We start from the raw sequence: 18305 nt of genomic DNA, 5'->3' as shown, positions 1-18305 counted from the left end.
TGAGGGAATATTATGGCCACCCTGTTCAAAGGGTTCGAACGGATCGAAGAAGCCCGAGAGTCGCTTGCGGGCCACAGTTTCATGGCGGGGCTATTTGCCGGAAGGCCCGATTTTTCACTCCTCGTCATGCCGAAGGAGTCACCCGAAGAGCAGGCTGTCTGGGAGGAATTCCGCCCACGACTGGAGACATTCCTCACGACGCAGGTCGATCCCGATGAAATCGAACGGACCGCGAAGATCCCCGATTCTGTATTGAAGGGGCTCTTCGCACTGGGCGCATTCGGCATGAAAATCCCACCCCAATATGGAGGACTCGGCTTCTCCTACACGAACTACGGTCGGGCGCTTATGCTGATGGCCAGTTGGAGCAACATCCTGGCTTTGACCGTCGCCGTGCCACAATCGATCGGCATCGCCATGCCCATCCTATTGTTCGGGAATGAGGAACAGCGGCGCACATACCTCCCCCTTGTAGCCCAGGAAGCCGTTTCGGCGTTCGCACTCACGGAGCCGATGACTGGTTCTGACGCCGCAAACATTGCGACAGAGGCAACTTTAGATTCCACCAGGACGACGTTTGTCGTGAACGGCGAAAAACTGTGGTGCACGAACGGTCCCATCGCCCGCTACGTGACGTTGATCGCACGGGTACCGGCCAAGAGGACACAACAGAAGGGGCAAACCATATGGGAACCGATTCCCAAGGGGCAAGGAGCAGACGAGCTGGTTCACACCGCCTTCATCCTTGATATGCGGACCCCTGGTGTCCATGTCCGACAACGATGTCAATTTGAAGGCTGCCGGGGCATCGAGAATGCTCATATGACGTTCACGGATGTGCACATCCCGGCCGGGAATGTCATCGGGGAAATAGGTCGTGGACTCAAGTACGCCTTGACCATCCTCAATGTGGGTCGGGCGGTCAGTATCCCTGCCATTTGCTTGGGCATGGCCAAACAAGCGTGGCAACCCACACTCGATCGGGCCAATCAGCGAGTCACCTTCCAGAAGCCTCTCGGTACCAGACAGACACAGCGTATGAGGCTAGGCCGTATGGCCTCTAACCTCTTCGCTATGGAGGCTCTCGCGCTCACTGCTTGGCGAATGGCGGATCAGCATACCTACGATGTCCGGATCGAGGCGGCCCTGGCGAAACTCTTCTGCTCCGAGAGGACCATTCAGTTCTTGAAAGACGCCCAAGTCATCTTCGGAGGGATGGGGTACGAAACAGCCCATTCTAAGTGGCTTCGTGGAGAGCCTGCGTTCGGCATCGAACAACTGGTCCGCGACGCGGAGATGTACCGAATCGGAGAAGGCGCCACCGATATCTTAAGACCGTTCGTCGCGCGCGAGGGGCTCGACATGCATCTTCAGCGGACGAGACATCTCTTCGACGAACAGGCCACGGCTGGTCGCCAGCTGACCGAGTTGTGGCAACTCTCAAAATTCTACATTCCTTGGTTCAGAAGCCAATGGGCAGGTGGCCGATTGCCCTCCGGCTCGGAGTTCAAACATCCAAAGGTCCGCTCTCAATTGCTGTTCGTCGAACGTGCGAGTCGTCGCCTGGCACGAACGATCTTCTATGCGATGCTCCTCCATCGGCAGACGCTTCGAGACGATCAAGGCCGACAAAATCGGATCGAGATGGTCGGAGAAGACCTCCTGGTGATCGCAGCGACCGCTCTCTATGCCGAGACACAGGAGCGGATTGCTGCGCATCCGGAAGTGTGGGAGCTCGCAGAAGAATGCTTTCGGCAAGCCAAGCAACGTGTCGAACAAGCCATCAAGGGACTGATCCGCAATCAGGATACCGTGGTGGCGGCGGTTGGGGAAAGAGCCCTCAGCGGTCGGTATTCTTCGCTTACCAGTGGAATCATCCGGCGTGATCTTCAAGACTACTCGCTTGGACGATCACCTCATCATCCCTGCGGCAACTTCTCAATGAAGCGCTGAATGTGGTCCAAGTACACAGGAATCCGGCGGATCGCGATAGGCAAGGCTTCATACACTCGCTCAGGATCGATGTCATCGTATTCGTGCACAATCCGGTTGCGGAGCCCGGCGGCCATGGCCGTCTCTTTGGCAAGATCGGACGTCATCACGCCGAGCCTGCCAAGGCGTATAAAGGATTCGTGATAGTCCTTGGGCGGCGCGTGACCGGACTCGGTGATCAGATGGAAATTGATGTCGATCATGCGGCCGATGGCCCGTTCGAGATACCGCTCGGCCAGGGTTTCATTGGTGGAATCCTCCAAGTACTGCGCGCGTGACAATCGGGACAGCCTGGTCATCGCGGCTACGTCTTCGAGAATGAGGCTCATCTTTCTGATGATAAGCTCGCGGTCGATCATGAGCGGGAAGGCTCCGCGACCAGCGCTGACAATCGCCGGGCGACATGCCGGCGCTCCAATTCCAAGTAAGGCCGAAAGTCTTGGTGCGCTTTGAAGGCATGGAGGCGCAGACGGGCGAGGTCTTGGGGCATCCCGAACAGGATCCGGCAGGACTCAACGATTTTCTTGAGGAAGAGGGGGTCCGCCCGATTGAGGATAGCCAAATCTATTTTCGATCCAGGGAACCGCGCCTGCAAGGCCTCTTGCATCTCCAGAACGGTCTGAAACGACGCGTGAGAGGACTCAAATTGAACCGCCAGGTCCAGATTGCTGCGATCATGGGTTGTTCCTGTGACCGTTGATCCAAACTGGAGGATCAAGCGAACCCTGAAACGCTGGGCGAGTTCTCTCAACCTCGACACTGCTTCTGTGTTGGCTTCCTCGCTCATTTCACGCTCCCAGGGTCTCCACTCAGACCGTAGCCTAGCTGAGAATCGCTTCATTGTCTATGCGCCACAGTTGTTGCGTGTGTTGTAATATCATTGCGGACGCATGGGTAATGACTGTGACCGCCACGGGGCCTCCCCAAGAGGGGGTGAGTCTATGCGCGTCTGGTTGATGGGCTCCTATGACGGAGTTGAACAGTTGCAGCTTGGCGAGGTCCCGGATCCTCAACCAGGCCCGACCGAGGTGCGGCTAAAAGTAAGATATGCCGCGCTCAATCCAGCTGATGCGTTTCTTGCGCAAGGACTCTATCCGGCCAAACCAGCTCTGCCGCATATTCTTGGGCGTGATGGCGTGGGCGATGTCGAAGCCGTTGGATTGCGCGTGGCAGACATCCGCCCAGGTGAAACAGTCGGGATTCTTCGCTGTGACGCGGGAGTGGAAAAGCCTGGAACACTGGCCGAGAAAGTCGTGGTGTCTGCGGAAAGTCTCGTCCGTCTCCCTGCTGGTTGGTCTCTCGAAGAAATGGCCGGCGCGCCGTTGGTTTTCTTAACCGCCTGGCAGGCCTTGACTCAGTGGAACGATCCACCCGCTCCTCCACCGGAACGATCAATTCTTCTCGTGACCGGCGCGTCAGGTGGAGTCGGTGTGGCGTCAGTCTTACTGGGGAAATCGCTGGACTTGATCGTGGTTGCGTTATCACGTGACGCGCGGAAGAGAACCAAACTGAAAGCGCTCGGAGCTGATTTTGTGTTTGATCCGGAAGATAGGAATCTAGCGAAGTCTGTCTCTGCTTCGATCAGTCCGAGGAAAGTGGATCTGGCCATCGACTGCGTTGGTGGCAAGCTTTTACCTCAAGTCATTGCCCTTCTCGGTTATGGTGGAAAGATCAGCATCGTCGGCAGGAGTGGAGGCCTGGTCCCGGAGTTCAATACGGCGACGTTGTTGTTCCGCCGCATTCGTATGGGCGGTGTCTCGGTCGGAGACTATACGGCTCAAGCCGCCCAGGCTGCATGGAACGAGATCGTTCGTCGGCTGGAGAAGATCGGACGCCACCCATTGGTAGACAGCATCGTTTCATTCGAAGAGGTCAAGAAAGGATTCGCACGATTGGCACGGGGACCGATGGGGAAAGTAGTGGTGCGGGTGGCCGGTTAATGGTTAGGATTCGGTAATGTGAGATCAGTTCTGCGATGATTGCATCCAGACTTTCAAGCGATCTGTCACGTCGTATAAAACGTGCGCCATCGGTGAAGAAGGGTTTAAGACAGCAGCAACTTCATAGGCACTATATAGCCTGGTGGGAAGTTCATATCGCCCGCCAGTTGGTTTAAGAATGCGACTAAGTTGAGAAACCGCAGACGGGAGCCGCCCGAACCAAATAAGGCCAGCGATCTCTGGAGTCTTCATTCGGACAGCCATACGTTCGGCATGCGGTTGAATGAGATTGCTTAGCTTTTCAGAGGCAGCACTGTCACTACTAGCAGGTACCAGAGTGCCTTGTGGTCTGATCAACACCGAAGCATCCATGGCAATGATCCCAACGCCGGGAGAGACGTTCAAGATTTGCTTTTGAGCTCGGTGGACATTCCTTTCCACGGTGTCGGCTAGGTGAGGTCGCTTGCATTGTACGTCTAGGAGAATATCGCCATGACGAAGTGTCACGTCACCAAACCACCGTCCCGACTCATCTTCGCGATTGATGCCATCAACACAAACGACATCGCATCCTGCCGCCAGCAGTTTGCCGGCTACAAAATAACTAAATGCGTAGTTGCGAGGTCCGCTATTGCGCGGGGTTTCATCATCCTGAATGGTCGGCCCACTTGCTAGGGCTTCTGCAATCTTCTCTTTGAGACCTGGGAATTTATCAACTCTACCCACCCACAATTTGTAAATCTCGGCAATCTCCATGGCATCGTGATATGCCAAAACATGCTCGCGGCTGGTTCCTGCACCAGCAAAATACTCGCCGATAAGCTTCGCATAGCGAGTTGCTCGTCCCCGTTCAAGATTTGCCCAAAGACAGCCTTGCTTCAGTTCGTTTATCAACGAGGAGGTCCGAAATACTCTGCTTACTGTGGAAGGGGAGAAGTCCATTTTCTTCATATCTAACGCACTTTGTCAGGGTTCCCCTTCTTCTGCATTTCAGAAACGGTTCTTGAGGCTAAACAAGAAGAAAACGCCTATTGCGCTTTGTTTACTTCCAACGTGCTTGGGCTGCCAAACGAGCGACTATTCCTGCCAAGTCATAGTGAGGCATATGCTATCGACTCTGACTTATACGAAGAACGCATTCTAAGTAGAATCCAACGAGCCCGCAAGAGACAGAACGACGAATTGCCGGTTTGGATCGAGCTTGCCACTGACTTGAGCCCAGAACGGGAAGAGCCGGCTCTTGGATATTTCAGCCCTATTGGCGGACGTCTTGAAGCAGCATCTGATGGAACAAGGACCTGGAGGGCCATGGGAAGGGGCAACCTAAACGCAAATGTGGGTCTTGTGCAGCGGTTTTTATCGCAAGTGGTGGGAGGTATGGAGTCGGCGACCCGGATTGAACGGGCAACCAGTCATCGGTTCGGCCCTGAAACCTGCCCAACCGATTCCTACGAAGGGGACCAGCCCCCTTGGATAATCCACACGAAGCGGACACATCCTCTTGGAATCCCATCAGGTCGCTGGTTCAATTTTCTTTTTTGGAGCCGGCGACTGGGATCGAACCAGCGACCTGTGGTGTACGAAAGCTAACCGGAAGAACAAAGCTGATTCCGCTTTACCAGAAAGTCGGTAGCGCTCAATGCCCGAACCCCATTGCTGAGCGGCTCCCAGGCCAATTCCGTCATGATGGCCATGGGACTGTTGGACAATCATTCCAAGCCAACCAACTTTAGAAATACTTCGCAACCAGACTCGCCGTTCGACCGCAGACCTAGAAGAATATGCTGTGGTTACAGGTGAGGGGCCAATGGTTGGCTCATTTGTCCCGTAGCCGACTCATGACCTTCATAACTTCGGGAAGTGCTTTCTGAATCGCAACGGAACAGGTACCGATCCGCTCCATTATCGTCGATGATAGGTTCGCCACCATCTACCGAATAGCTTTGACGATGTGCGGGATCGCGATACTATTCAGCTAGGCGATGAACCATGAGAGCGTTCATGTTCTGCTCATCGTACCTCTCTTAATCACAGAAAATAGGAGGGATCCATGAGAGCGTTGATCATTGTCTGCCTCACGGTATGCGCGGAAATCACCCATACCGGCATCGCGGCCGCGATGGGAAATTCAGACCAAGGGCCTGGATGTGGACTAGGAAAGCTCGCCTGGTCTGACTACGGAGGCCAGAAGCAGATTGCTCCGCAAGTCTTCATGGCGACGACGAATGGGACATTTGGAAGCCAGACCTTCGGCATTTCGTTTGGCACCTCAGGATGCACGAACGACGGCGTGGTGATGAAGAACAAACGTATCAACTTGGCGGCAACGACGTTTGATAGCCTGAAACAGGAAATGGCACAGGGGCAAGGCGAGCATCTGTCCTCACTCGCTACCCTGCTTGGCATCGCACCGGAGGATCAGCCGGTGTTCTTCTCCATGGTCCAAGACCGCTACACGTCACTCGTGTCGCCTGATGACGCCAGCCCGCTGATGGTCCTCCGCGCCATTGAAGAAGCCATGGGCAAACATCCCATTCTGGCAAAAGCAGCGCAGCCGGACACGCGGCGCCCCTGAGCTTCAGCATTTGTCCGCCTGAAACATTGGCCAGCCCCTTGTACGATCCCCACGAAGAAGGCTCATCCCCTTCGAATCCGCAGATCGCCCGTTCTTCCACGCTAGCTGGAGTCCCTTACGCATCCCTTGGCAGATGTTTGAACAGATCGAGGTTTGGCGGTTTGGAGCCGGCGACCCGGATTGAACGGGCGACCTGCGGTTTACGAAACCGCTGCTCTACCAACTGAGCTACGCCGGCACCTTGGTGAGACTGAAGAAAGACGAGACAGGGCCCAGTTCGGCATGATAACGACGACCGAAGAGTGTGTCAACGAAGCAGACCGAGCCTTGTCATCCTTATGGCCCGATCTGCATCGGATTGGGGGCCGGTCCTGATGAGTCGGCTGGAAGGTTTGGTGGTTTCTGCGTCGGAACCGGCTTTGGGTTATTGCCCCTCGCCACCGGATGTATTCGCACCATGCCTCCCCGTCCGGTTTCCGGAAAACAGAGCGCCTCTTGCTTGTTGCCGAATTGTTCACTAGCGACACGCGCCGCCTGGCCTCGAGCATAGGTACAGAGTTCGCCGGCAATGACGGTCCCGTCTCGATCCACATCGGCAACACCTTGCAACCCTCTGAGCAGATGGTAGGTAAACAACCCGTGCTTACCTTCGTCATACGCATGTGCTTCCTGCAGGCTTCGATTGCCCACCATCCACATTTCCACATCCTTCCTTCCCTCGCTGATGGGTGATTCCCAGGCAGGCGAGGGGATGTCGGCAAGGGCGGCACCTGGAGAGGGATCCATCGAGACGTCGAACATCAGAATAGCCCGTCGGATCGGAAGCCGGTAGAGAACTTCCTGTAGCCGGACGAGGGAATAGAGCTGATTTGCCCCGGAGAGTGTCCCATCATACGGCACGAGCGAGATCGCACCGGTCCCTGCCTCCACCAGGGCTCGTCCGGAAAAAAATACATAGACAACGGTCTCCCGGTCCACCTTCTTTCCAAGCCATCGTTCAAACGTGTCTTCCAAATCCCGTACGAGAGCCTGTCGGTCGAGCAGTATTCGTATGCGTTCGCCAGGGACACCGCCGATGATGCGCAAATATTCGGCCATGACTTCCGCATCATGGCGGGCATACTTGACCGCTGGGACCTGTGCGTCTCGAAACGTCCCGACACCGATCGAAATAATGACGGCTTTCGGCTGAGTAAACGCCGGCAACGAATTCGGCATGTTGTCGACATCCGGAACCAACAGCGGGTCGATGCCTCTTGGTTTGACTCCAAACGTGAATGTCTTGGGCGGGGGAACGGACGCCACCGGACTGCTCGTCCGCACATTCAACGTCAATTCTCCATGAGGGTCTTCTTGGGATGCCGTCACCCGTTGGGTGATCGAGGTGCGTTTGCTCTCTCCCGGTTTGAGGATGCCGATGTGGACTTCCGGGGGAAACAAGGAAGCCAGCTGAGCTTTTCCTTCAGCCGTGACGGTCACGTCCTTTGCTTCTCCCGTTCCCTCGTTCTTCACTTCGATTTCGATCGTGAGGGATTCGTCCGGCTGAAGGAATTGGTCTCGATTCTCATCCCGTATGATGGCACGGAAACTCAGCTGAGCCGTTGTGGTGGAAGCGGCCTGCGGCGGTTCCGCCGCAGTCTCGACCGCTGTAGAAAGCGACGTCGCGGCTCCTGTTGCCGGTGCCGCCATTGGAGCCCCAGCGCCTCTTTGAGACGCGTATTCTCGGATCTGCACGGATTGCGCGATCTGTTGAACCAACTCGTTGTTCGCCGAATCGATCGCGTCCTGGACAATCCCCTCCAACCCCACTACCTGACACGGCTGTTCCCCGACCTTCACCGTACCACGGCCGGCACCTTCGAGTTTCTTACTAAAGAGCACCGTTCGCTCCTTTGCCAAGAACGCCATCTCGATTCCCACCGTGGCCGTCGCCGGGTATGTTCCTTGCGTTTTCTTTGAAGCCGCAAGCTCCATCCGCCTGAGTCCTACTCCGACCTCAATCACGCCATCCGACGCGATGGTATCATCAGTCTGAGCCTGGGTCGTGACGCCGGTAAACACTTCCGTCAACTTCTTAGGGACAGAGGCGACAAGCATGTCCGCCAGAGCGAACGATCTCGCCTCCCCACAACCATCGAGGTATGGCACCTCAGCCGTGGTTACGCTCGGAGAGAACCAGATGACCGGTCTTAAGGGAATCGGTTGGGAATTGGCCGGCTCCTTCCCCCGCTTGAGTAAGGAACAGCCAACACTTGACAGGGCGAGTGCCATCACAAGATAGAAAGAGATGAAGCGTCGCCATGGCGAAAAATTGAGGATCAGCATGGGTTGCAGCTTGTTCACCTTGAGGTTATACCGAATTCGCCCGGACGTCACAACCGGAGATGACGCATTGACAGCCTGTTTGCCCTGGGCTAAGGTCGCCTCATGTCCAATCCGGCGGTATCATCCTCTGCTTCCTCGGAGATTCCTTGGTCTGCTCTTGCCCGATTGATCCGGCTGCCGAACCAGACCGGTACCTATCTCCTACTGCTGCCCACGATGTGGGGGTTAGTACTGGCCGCCCGCGGAATTCCCCCAGCCCACCTATTAGCGATTTTCATCGGCGGATCGTTCTTAATGCGGAGCGCGGGTGTGATCATGAACGATTTGGCGGATCAATCATTCGACCAGCAGGTCACTCGTACCAAAACTCGTCCCCTGGCCTCAGGTGAGGTATCGCGACGCCAGGCGACTATACTACTGGCCCTACTCCTTGTCGTGGCGGCAAGCCTCCTGTTCTTCCTTCGGCCTATCGTGACCTGGCTCGCGCCAATCGCGTTCTTTCTCGCAGCCCTCTACCCATACTCCAAACGATGGATCCACATCCCTCAAGCCATGCTTGGCATTGCGTTTGGCTGGGGAACGGTCATGGCATGGGCTGCGGTGCGAGGACAATTGAATGCACCGGTATGGTGTCTCTTTGGAGCAACGGTCGCATGGGCATTGGCCTATGACACAATCTACGCGATCCAGGATCAGGAGGATGATCGACGCATTGGAGTCAAGTCGTCCGCCCTCTACTTCGGGTCTTCCGTCCATCGAGGAGTGGGCTTAGCGTTCGGGATCATGCTGACGTTCTTGACCGCAGCAGGATGGTTCGCCCAGCTGGAATGGCCATACTATGCGGGTCTCTTGGGCGTGGCGGTATTTTTTCTATTCCAGGTCGGCCAGCTGCGAAGGCCGGTTACACAGGCTCAGGCATTTGATATGTTCCGAAGCCACGTCTGGGTCGGTCTCGCGATACTCGTCGGACTCCTTGCAGGCCTGCTGGTCTAACCTAACTTCCGCAGTTCAGTGGCCTCAGGGGCTTTCTTCGGCCTCTGCACTTGCGCAACCCCGTGACAGACCGAGGACCATCCACGTTGAGTCACGATGTATGGCCGACCTGCCCCATTGACGCGGGTGGTGCATCCGATGCATATGGGCGCAGAATGTTCTAGGCCCTACGACACGCCGCAAGGATGGCAAGCAACATTTACAGCCAATCTATCGTTTTCCAACGTTCAACTCGAACCAAATTCCTTCACGAGTGAACCCGTGATTTTGATCGCCTACTGGACTACGAGTTCCATCGACCCAATAATAGGTGTCGCGTCGGGTGCGGGCTCACCTGCGGGAACGAGGATCACCGATGGTTCGGCCTTCTTGAACCGCCCTTCCAATTGCAAGCGACGTACGCGGCCCGTAACCTCGAGGCTGATGAAGCGTTCGTCGTTTGCGCCGGATTGAGCGTGCTCACCATGGCTCTCGGCGTCAAAGAAATTAATTGTTCCGACTCGGCGCCTCGCATGTGGTTTTGCCGCTGCCTCCTCGGAGGGCGCGAGGTACACATCATAGAGGACGTTCGGCTGTGCGACTGTTTGCAGATTGGAAAGAATGAGGTACACGCCTGTACTCGGCGCCAATTTACGTATCCGCCTGTCGAAAGCCCTTTCAGCCCCAGGGGCATCAGACGCATCGGGCATCAGCTGGGCCCGTACATGCTCGGACGCAAGCCGCACAGGCGCAGCAGCAGCAAGCACGCGCGTGGCTTTTCGCATCAATTCTTCCCGGGCCGTGCGTGGCTCCGATTCTTCCGGAGCCATGCTTGGCTCCGATTCTTCCTGAGCCGTGCGTGGCTCCAATTCTTCCTGAGCCGTGCGCGAGTCCAATTCTTCCTGAGCTGTGCTTAGCTCCGATCTTGTCTGGGCCGTGAGTGGCTCCGATTTTGTCTGGGCCGTGCTTGGCTGCTGACACGATGGCACCGGGTTGTAATAGCTGTAGTTGTAGCCCAGACGCAAAATGGAAAGCATCTCGCTCACCTTCCCCACCACCTGTTGTCCCTTGTCGTCGGCGAAGGTAAATGTCGTGTTAAGAAACGCTGTACTGCTTGGGTTCTTACGGCCACCTTTATTCCAGCTTGCCCACAACCGATCGATGTTGCAATGGTGCAGCCAAAAGATTGGGTCCCGCGCTGCCCAGGGTATTGACCCCATGTTTGTCCTGTTGCCGACGAGGACATGCACATTTCCGTGTAGTCCAGAATCGAGCATTCGGCAAAACCCCGGGATTGCGCCTTGCTGATCGTAGCTGCACTGGGAAAGGGCTGTCGTGTCGAGCGATCCAGGACTTGCTGCGTCGATTGGGTTGCCTGCGTTGACCGATGAGTTTCGGTTTGGCATGAATAGCGAACTAGTCGATGCTCGAAACGCTTCTGGGATGATCCCATGCGTTGGTCCTGCTTCCGAATAGTCCCAGTAGGGCAAAGTAAACTGGGGTTGGTTCGTGAGTTTGCGTATGATCCTCTCAAACCAGAGGAGGTACATGCGATGCCATGGGAGGAAGAACGACCGCTTGGTGCTGTCGAAGTGTGCCAGGCAGGTGCTCCAGACGGTGCTTGCCAGCACCTGTTCTGGTCCTGCGGCCGCGGGATAGATCCGGTTGAGCTCCGCCGTCTTAGTACGATCGCCGCGCACCGCATGGATATACCACTGGAACGTCCAGCTGAGGGGGTCGCTCTCAAATAGAGCTTTCATTTTAGAGACACCCTCCGCATAGATTGCCAACATCGCCTGTCCCTGCGAGCTGTTCACGTTGTAACGTACGAATGAAGGACTCGTTTGAGCGAGGGCATTTTGTTTTAACCATACAGCAAATGGGATTGCTGCGACGGCCTTGAGGAATGTCCGACGGTCTAAAGAGCTCACTGGTATTCCCTCCTATATCTAAACAAACAGAAACATTACTGCTGGACGATTGCGATCTGCCCGACGCTCGGCCGGGATTCGGGATCAAACGTCCGCGCCGCCAAGATGGTCAGGGTAGCCTCCGTATCGAGCACACCCTGCTCGGCCAATGTGCCGACCGCATGAGTGATGTCAAAGCTCTGCCAGACGGGCATTGTCGTGTCACCGGGCCGTACCGCCGAGAAGAAGTTGAATTGAGCGAGTAAGTGACTCGCGCGCGAGGCCTGGTCAGCCCGTTCCAGCAGGTTGAGGTAGATACTGAACAACGTTTCGGGAGTCTCCGCAGCGCGGAGGTCGCACAGCAGCAAAATCAGGCGCCGACTTACAACTGCCCGGCGTAGCAATTCGCCTGGCGCGAGCCGTGCGAGATCTTGTGGTGGACGCAGCACGATACGGACCCCTTCAGCGCGAAGCATGATCGGTCCTTGCAACGCTGACTCGAGCAATGTGCTACCTGGACTCAAACCTGCATCTCCTTCCCGACCACCAAGACACGCTTCCGATAGTCCAGGAGCGGCGGCGTGTATTGTGATCGTCAGCATGACCATGATTGCGAGGCGCAAAATCTGTACTCCCTGTTCATGCAAAGGGCTCGATCGTGAAGGACGTGCCCAGCGCAATGTCGAAATTCCCACTCGTCGCTCCAACGTTACTCTGCCAGCTGCCAGGGGAGGTGCTGTTGCTGTCAGAATCTGTTAGCCGAGCAAATATCAAGAGCCAAATGGCCCTTCATGCTTAGCATGGATGCGCTTTCGTTAACTAGGGTTGAATGACCCCACTATCGTGGGGTTGAAGTTCACATTATAATTTTCACAACCAATTGTTTGATTGACGACCACTCGACCAGCTGGACCTATCCAACTCACTTCAGACTCAGAACGGTAGCAGGCTGCTTACAAAAATCCTCCTCTGGCATTCCCGGGGGACACAGCCGTCCTACCATCTCGGCTGCGTTCACGGGCGTGCCGTGCCTTATTCGGCGCGGCGTGAACTTCAGCGGGGTAACGTACCGAACCGCGAGAGAGCTGCTCTACCCGCTCGGGGGAGGTGGGTGAAAAGAATACGCCTCGCCTTTAGACCCTGGGGATCAGGTGACACTGTCAACTCTGCGACTCGCACAGACATGGCGATCTCTGTTCATCGCGCCCTGCGTCTCCTTATTCGTCGCACCGCGGATCGCGCTGCGGCCTTGCTTGTGGAGCGGCGCGTCTGCGCGCGCCAGGGGTCAGAGGGTGAGATCAACCGTCTTATTGAGGAGCCCGAAATGAGTTTGACGGAGACTCCCGTCCATATTTTTGACATCACCCAATTTTTCCGCAGCCTGCTAAGGCTTTTCGGTCGGCTTCTGCACGACAGGCTCCGCCTTGGGTGCACGTAACGTGGCGACATACAGGGTCACGGCCTTTGCGTCCGCGTCATTCAATCCCAATGCCGGCATACGCGTGTGTGTATCCATAGCCTGAGGATTTTTCAGCCAGCGGTAGATCCAGGTCGCGTTCAGCCGAAATCCTGCTCGATCCAAGGCAGGGCCGATCTTGCCGCCTTCACCGGCAAGATTGTGGCACCCGTTACAACCATACTTATTTTCGTAGAGTCTTTTCCCACGATCGGCCAATTTTGCAGCTTCCGCGGGCTTGACCGTCAGATCCGGTCTTGGGATACTGACCCCCTTGCCCGGCCTGGTGGAGAAGTTGTTGAGTGCAACCTGTGCCGCATCCATCTCTTTCTTGGCTTGCACCATCGCCGCTTGTTCAGCCGCATAGGCGGATTCGTCTACGTCCACATCTTTCTTCAACTGCTCACTCTTCCGCTCGGCTTCGTCGCTCGCTTTCTTCTCTGCCGCTTCATAGGCCTGCTTGGTCTGCTCAAACTTAGCCTGGGCTGCCTTCAGCCCTTCTTCAAGCACGGTCTTGCGCCCCGCGACATTGAATTCCATCTTCATCCCGTGCAACGTGCGGACGTGTCCGACGATCGCCCAAATTTCATCCTCGGACAACGTATATTTGAACGTCGGCATCGTCGGAACCGCAAAGTCGTCGTCTCCGATCGGATCGCCGCCCTCCTCGCTCGTGTCCAACATGTCGCGTGAAATCGTACTGAAGAGGTCCTCGTCCTTGAACGTCCCCATTTCGGATTTGTTGGACAGATCTTTCGGTTTCGGATCCGGCATGGCGGACCAATTAAACCCTTGGTTTTGCTTACCGCTCTCACCATGACAGTCACTGCAATAGTGAGTATAGAGCTCGTGTCCCCGCTTCTCTTGCTCGTTCGCGCACCCTCCCGTGATCAAGGTCGCGCCCCCCACTACCCCAACCACCAACCCAATGACACCCAGCCGTGCCGCCTTCATGCTCACTGCCCTTTCTTGAGTTTTCTGATCAAGACAAACTGAAACCCCAAGGCCAATGCAACGGCTACCGCCGCATACATATAGCTGGAATAGTCCGGCGGCGCATCGGCTCGGAAATACCACCAGGACGAGACGGCTTTTTGAGATCCCTTTTCGACCAACTCACCCGCGGCATCTTTTCGGCCGTCCCACACCGCAAAGGCGATGCTGATAAATTGCCCCGGTGTAATTTGAACATCTTCATCGGGATGTTCGTTCGAGAGATTGCGGGAAAAGACTATCTTCCACTTGCCGTTTGAGTAGGCGGCTTTTGCGTTCACGTCTTGATGCACTTGCGGCTTCAATGTGCCGAATCCTTTCGCACTCATATCGACGGCCTTGTTCGCCTTATTCTTCCAAAACCAAATGTTGACCGGTCCACCTTCCACCTGCAGCATCGGTTGTCCATGGGCAAAATGTGCCTTCTTGTCCCCAACCATGAACTCGAGCGCCGCGCCATCGTCCGGATCTTGAGTGGGATCGGCATATTCCAGAAGAAAAACGACCTGTTTCCCATCGTGCAGCGCGCGCACGGACACGTCTTTGACTGTGACTTCTTGAATCCGGTTCGGCCAATGCACCTGTGGCGACATTGGGAAGGAGGCCGGTGCCACACTGCTCCAGGCTGCGGCGTTCGGATCGTCAAGGGGCAGCCCGCCGGTCACGAGCGCGGCTCGAACCGCCACGCTCTCTTGGGCAAAGCTGAACGGTGCTCCGTAGAGGACCAGGGTCACAATTACGGCCGCTCCACCCCACAGAACCTGCTTCATCATATGATTCACCGGCTTCATGCTGGCCTCGTTCTCTCTACACCACTCACTCTCTCGCGCTGTTCCTCTCCTTTATTCCCAGGTTCGTGGAGATTGATGCGCCCCATCGTATTCGCCCATGATGATCTTCCAAATCCATTCGTCCGGCAATTCCACTTCCCAACGGGGCATGGCGGACTTCCATGGCGCCCCTTCGATCGGGAGTCCGACGCCACCTTTTTTAATGCGCCAGAACAAATAGCTTTCTTGCAGCATCGCGATCGTGGTTGGATCGGCAAAATTGGCGGGAGGAGGGTTGAAGCCGCGGGCGGCTGGTCCTTTTCCATCGAAGTTTCCACCATGGCAAGGAGAGCAAAAGGCCGCGTAGAACCCCTTCCCCTGCATGATATTTTCAGGGGTTTTGGGAACAGGATTCGACAGCCCTGTGTACTCCCCAGGCGGTGCAGGATGAATCGTTCTGCCCTCCGTCGGTGGAAGATCGCTCGATGCTGTGCTGCCATACGTTTCCCACCCCACCAGCAGAGGAAACAGAATGAGGACACCGTAGCGAAGCACTTGCAAGCCTCCGCTACCCTCTCCCGTCAAGAACCGTTGCATCGGTCCCCAGAAGGCATCTTTTGATTCTCCACTCAATGTTTCGTAGATCACGATACCCGAGGCAGTCAGGAGGAGGTAGAGGAAAATCAAGCTGGAAGGAAGGGGCGCCGAGCCCGGTATGTTCGGCAGCACAAACTTCAAGAACAAGTACATGGCTACCATGAGGATGATCGGCTTACCTAACGCGCCCATACGTTCCTCCCTAGTGCGTGTGTGCGTCGGCTACAAGTGCGGATTCGGCTGCTTTGACTGGAGCTGATGGGGCCTGGCCCGGAATTTCGAGTTCCGATGCGCTGATGGAGATCGGCTCCCCGCTCATCTGTTGTAGAAACGCGATGACGGCCAAAATTTCATTCTTCGAGAGGCCGATCGGATCCTTGTTGATAGCGGGCATCGTGGCCGGATATTCCTTCGGCACCCCTCCATGCCGATAGTCGTGATACACGAAGGCCTGCGGATCCGTCAAACTTTCATAGAGGAATCCCCGGCTCAATTTTGCACCGATTCCCTTCAAATCCGGGCAACGGGCCGATTCACTCGGGCCGATGGAATGACACAGTGCACATTGGCCTTTGCTGAAGAACACTGTCTGCCCGATGGCCGCGATATCGGTCGGGGTCTTGATACTGGCGATGTCGATCTTTTCCTCAGCCGGAGGGAGAGAGGCCATCTGCGGCACTGCGAGGCACGTGAGCGAAAACAACCCAAGCACGATGGCAACAAATCCCGTGACTCGGAGGAAAGTGGCTCTGATGAAAAGAAGGATTAGTATCCCGAATCCGACAATACCGAGAGAGATCAATTGTAGTTGTGCGACTTCACTCATGGGCCCTCGAATGTTATGTGCTGAATGCTGCCTACCGCGTATTAAACCTAAAACTCATAATTCAAAACTCTCTTCACGTCCTGTGTCGCTCCTCTGGAGATCCTCCGGCCATCGCGGGAATGCCGTGCGGCAACTCTCCCTTCCCTGTTGGTGCCGCAGCCTTGGCCTTGTCACCCATGGTGGCGACCCAGAAGATAAAGGCCACGAGGATACAGAAGAAAAAGGTGCAGAAGCCCATGATCAGCGACGCGCTGCCGAGGGCCGGCGAATAGGCATAGGGCGATGAATCACGCATGACTCCGTACACATGCCAATGGACGCGGGACGAGGATCGCGCGTAGCCCATCAGCGCCATGAGGAGGATGATCATGACAGCATTGAGGACCAGAGCATACCCTGCACGCGGAGGCATACTGCCCCATACCATCTCCGTCGTCGTCTTGGCACTCTTGAGCAACAGTGCCGTCAACGGCGCAATCGTCAGGATGACGAAGATGACGATCAGCACCTGGGACGTGGAGAAATAATTGATGCGGACGATCGCCGGCACGAAGTATCCCCACACCCCGAGGACGATGACAGCAAGACTGGCCAACACTAACACAGCGCTCATGACCGCCTTTCCCAACTTCGCCCACCTGGCCGTGTCTTGCTTCCCGGCCCGCCAATACATGACAAAGCTCATGAACGTAATGAGAATCATGAGGTTCGCCACCGTCATTTTGGCAGACATAACGCCGAGGACGCCCAGCAGGGGATGATGAGCTCCTCCCATCTTCTGGGCCTCTTCAATGCTGGCGACGAGGGAGTGAGGCGTCATCCACACAGCAAGGCAGAACAGCAAGCTGATCAGCATCAGCAACATGGCCCGCCGATATTTTGCCTCCGATCCGGGAATGCGATAGGTAATCCCCAGCCAGAAGTAATAGTTCGAACCAAGAAACAGGACTCCGATCAACATGGCTTGGATGATGAAGAGCCAGGACAGGAATCCTCCCATCAGTGTAATGCCCATCTGCTGGTTGTACTGGTAGATTTCCCGCATGAGCCAGTAGCCGGCAAACGGCAGGGCCAACAGGCCGAACACGCCGATAAAGTTGCCGACATAGCCCATCCAATCGTAATGCTCCCGTTCCTCAGTGCTCTTGACCGACAAATACCGGACTCCGGCATAGGCCCCACAAATGTATCCACCGAGCACGACATTGGCGATGAGGCGATGGACATTGATCGGCCACCAGGTCGGGTTCCACGTTGCCGCCCAGGCACGCTCGATAGCCGTGCCTTCTGAAATCACAACCGGGCTGGCCTGGAACGTGGCCCAGGCATTGGGCACGATCATGATGAATAAGGCGAAGAAGTTCAGCAAAAACCCCAGAAACACATGCAACGTCTTCTTGCCTCCACCTTGCATGGCATCCCACCCATACCAATACAGATAGAGCGTGGCGGTTTCGAGCAAGAACAGGAGGCAGTAGAGGAGAAAAGACGGGAAGAAAACGTCCGTCAAATAATTCATGAGCTTGGGGTAAAACGCCACCAAGAGAAACAAGAGAATGCCGCCGAACAGGGCGGTGGTCGCATAGGCCGAAGTCAGGAGCTTCGTAAACTCCTTGGCGAGCTTGTCGTAACGCTTTTCGCCTCCCCTCCACGCGATGACTTCGCATAACCAGGCGAAGATCGGCACTCCTAAGACGAACCCTGCAAGCAGAAGATGCAGCTGCGCGACGATCCAGACCAAGTTCCGACTGCCGATATAACCAATATCGCGATATTCGGTCGGTCCGGCCGCTGTGCCTTCCGCCGCGAATCCGATCGAAGGGAGTGCAAGCCACCCAGCCGTCAACAAGAGAGTTGCGAGCGATCCGCCGCACCCGCTGACGGCTCGGAGAGCTCGTTGAATCGTTCCGACCTCTTGTCGCATGGCACTCACCTCATCACCTCGCAAA

The 18305-nt window shown here is 56.0% G+C and carries 15 protein-coding genes and 1 tRNA gene; 4 read left to right on the top strand and 12 right to left on the bottom strand.

Annotated elements, in window-relative coordinates:
* Positions 1–12 precede the first annotated feature (12 nt).
* Positions 13–1953 carry an acyl-CoA dehydrogenase family protein gene (locus tag P0119_15150; GenBank protein ID MDF0667393.1) on the top strand — a complete coding sequence of 647 codons (1941 nt, stop codon included), beginning with the start codon at positions 13–15 and terminating at the stop codon, positions 1951–1953.
* Here P0119_15150 and P0119_15145 read toward each other — a convergent pair.
* Both P0119_15145 and P0119_15140 read right to left on the bottom strand, forming a co-directional pair.
* On the bottom strand, positions 1920–2351 hold the full coding sequence (locus P0119_15145) for a DUF86 domain-containing protein (GenBank protein ID MDF0667392.1): 432 nt from the start codon (positions 2349–2351) through the stop codon (positions 1920–1922). The two genes, P0119_15150 and P0119_15145, sit on opposite strands and share 34 nt — an antisense overlap.
* A complete protein-coding gene (locus P0119_15140; protein ID MDF0667391.1) occupies positions 2348–2779 on the bottom strand; it encodes a nucleotidyltransferase domain-containing protein in 432 nt (143 codons plus the stop codon). The genes P0119_15145 and P0119_15140 overlap by 4 nt, the downstream gene beginning before the upstream one ends.
* Before the next feature lie 154 nt (positions 2780–2933).
* On the opposite strand from P0119_15140, the gene P0119_15135 reads away from it, so the two are divergent.
* Complete coding sequence (locus P0119_15135; protein ID MDF0667390.1) at positions 2934–3932, top strand: zinc-binding alcohol dehydrogenase family protein; 999 nt, start codon at positions 2934–2936, stop codon at positions 3930–3932.
* A gap of 24 nt (positions 3933–3956) precedes the next feature.
* Here the strand turns inward: P0119_15135 and P0119_15130 are convergent, their stop codons facing one another.
* On the bottom strand, positions 3957–4883 hold the full coding sequence (locus tag P0119_15130) for a hypothetical protein (GenBank protein MDF0667389.1): 927 nt from the start codon (positions 4881–4883) through the stop codon (positions 3957–3959).
* 1099 nt (positions 4884–5982) lie between these two features.
* On the opposite strand from P0119_15130, the gene P0119_15125 reads away from it, so the two are divergent.
* A complete protein-coding gene (locus P0119_15125; GenBank protein ID MDF0667388.1) occupies positions 5983–6507 on the top strand; it encodes a DUF3015 domain-containing protein in 525 nt (174 codons plus the stop codon).
* A 162-nt stretch (positions 6508–6669) separates the two neighbouring features.
* On the opposite strand, the gene P0119_15120 is transcribed toward P0119_15125, so the two are convergent.
* Both P0119_15120 and P0119_15115 read right to left on the bottom strand, forming a co-directional pair.
* Positions 6670–6745: transfer RNA gene (locus P0119_15120), tRNA-Thr, on the bottom strand.
* Between the two features lie 98 nt (positions 6746–6843).
* On the bottom strand, positions 6844–8850 hold the full coding sequence (locus P0119_15115) for a hypothetical protein (GenBank protein ID MDF0667387.1): 2007 nt from the start codon (positions 8848–8850) through the stop codon (positions 6844–6846).
* Positions 8851–8934: 84 nt separating this feature from the next.
* On the opposite strand from P0119_15115, the gene ubiA reads away from it, so the two are divergent.
* Complete coding sequence (gene ubiA / locus P0119_15110; protein ID MDF0667386.1) at positions 8935–9825, top strand: 4-hydroxybenzoate octaprenyltransferase; 891 nt, start codon at positions 8935–8937, stop codon at positions 9823–9825.
* Between the two features lie 275 nt (positions 9826–10100).
* Here ubiA and P0119_15105 read toward each other — a convergent pair whose 3' ends face one another.
* From P0119_15105 to P0119_15075, 7 genes are all read right to left on the bottom strand, one after another.
* The gene (locus P0119_15105; GenBank protein ID MDF0667385.1) at positions 10101–11735 is read right to left on the bottom strand and encodes a tyrosinase family protein; all 1635 of its coding nucleotides are present in this window, start codon (positions 11733–11735) and stop codon (positions 10101–10103) included.
* A gap of 35 nt (positions 11736–11770) precedes the next feature.
* Positions 11771–12238: a hypothetical protein gene (locus tag P0119_15100; GenBank protein ID MDF0667384.1), complete on the bottom strand. Its 468-nt coding sequence runs from the start codon at positions 12236–12238 to the stop codon at positions 11771–11773.
* 860 nt (positions 12239–13098) lie between these two features.
* Positions 13099–14124 carry a c-type cytochrome gene (locus P0119_15095; protein MDF0667383.1) on the bottom strand — a complete coding sequence of 342 codons (1026 nt, stop codon included), beginning with the start codon at positions 14122–14124 and terminating at the stop codon, positions 13099–13101.
* A 2-nt stretch (positions 14125–14126) separates the two neighbouring features.
* Positions 14127–14954, bottom strand: coding sequence for an ethylbenzene dehydrogenase-related protein (locus P0119_15090; GenBank protein ID MDF0667382.1), 828 nt, complete (start codon positions 14952–14954; stop codon positions 14127–14129).
* Between the two features lie 51 nt (positions 14955–15005).
* Positions 15006–15722: a cytochrome c gene (locus P0119_15085; protein MDF0667381.1), complete on the bottom strand. Its 717-nt coding sequence runs from the start codon at positions 15720–15722 to the stop codon at positions 15006–15008.
* A 10-nt stretch (positions 15723–15732) separates the two neighbouring features.
* Complete coding sequence (locus P0119_15080; protein MDF0667380.1) at positions 15733–16356, bottom strand: cytochrome c; 624 nt, start codon at positions 16354–16356, stop codon at positions 15733–15735.
* 73 nt (positions 16357–16429) lie between these two features.
* Positions 16430–18280: a cytochrome ubiquinol oxidase subunit I gene (locus P0119_15075; GenBank protein ID MDF0667379.1), complete on the bottom strand. Its 1851-nt coding sequence runs from the start codon at positions 18278–18280 to the stop codon at positions 16430–16432.
* Positions 18281–18305: the final 25 nt, after the last annotated feature.

The organism is Nitrospira sp., from assembly GCA_029194665.1.
GTDB lineage: Bacteria > Nitrospirota > Nitrospiria > Nitrospirales > Nitrospiraceae > Nitrospira_D.
This window is presented reverse-complemented; position numbering and strand designations above follow the sequence as displayed.

Excerpts from the sequence above, each read along its gene's own strand:
- P0119_15085 (MDF0667381.1), bottom strand. The coding sequence starts at position 15,722 with ATGGGCGCGTTAGGTAAGCCGATCATCCTCATGGTAGCCATGTACTTG.
- P0119_15095 (MDF0667383.1), bottom strand. The coding sequence starts at position 14,124 with ATGAAGGCGGCACGGCTGGGTGTCATTGGGTTGGTGGTTGGGGTAGTG.
- P0119_15075 (MDF0667379.1), bottom strand. The coding sequence starts at position 18,280 with ATGCGACAAGAGGTCGGAACGATTCAACGAGCTCTCCGAGCCGTCAGC.
- P0119_15135 (MDF0667390.1), top strand. The coding sequence starts at position 2,934 with ATGCGCGTCTGGTTGATGGGCTCCTATGACGGAGTTGAACAGTTGCAG.
- P0119_15150 (MDF0667393.1), top strand. The coding sequence starts at position 13 with ATGGCCACCCTGTTCAAAGGGTTCGAACGGATCGAAGAAGCCCGAGAG.
- P0119_15125 (MDF0667388.1), top strand. The coding sequence starts at position 5,983 with ATGAGAGCGTTGATCATTGTCTGCCTCACGGTATGCGCGGAAATCACC.
- P0119_15130 (MDF0667389.1), bottom strand. The coding sequence starts at position 4,883 with ATGAAGAAAATGGACTTCTCCCCTTCCACAGTAAGCAGAGTATTTCGG.
- P0119_15090 (MDF0667382.1), bottom strand. The coding sequence starts at position 14,954 with ATGAAGCCGGTGAATCATATGATGAAGCAGGTTCTGTGGGGTGGAGCG.
- P0119_15080 (MDF0667380.1), bottom strand. The coding sequence starts at position 16,356 with ATGAGTGAAGTCGCACAACTACAATTGATCTCTCTCGGTATTGTCGGA.
- P0119_15140 (MDF0667391.1), bottom strand. The coding sequence starts at position 2,779 with ATGAGCGAGGAAGCCAACACAGAAGCAGTGTCGAGGTTGAGAGAACTC.
- ubiA (MDF0667386.1), top strand. The coding sequence starts at position 8,935 with ATGTCCAATCCGGCGGTATCATCCTCTGCTTCCTCGGAGATTCCTTGG.
- P0119_15145 (MDF0667392.1), bottom strand. The coding sequence starts at position 2,351 with ATGATCGACCGCGAGCTTATCATCAGAAAGATGAGCCTCATTCTCGAA.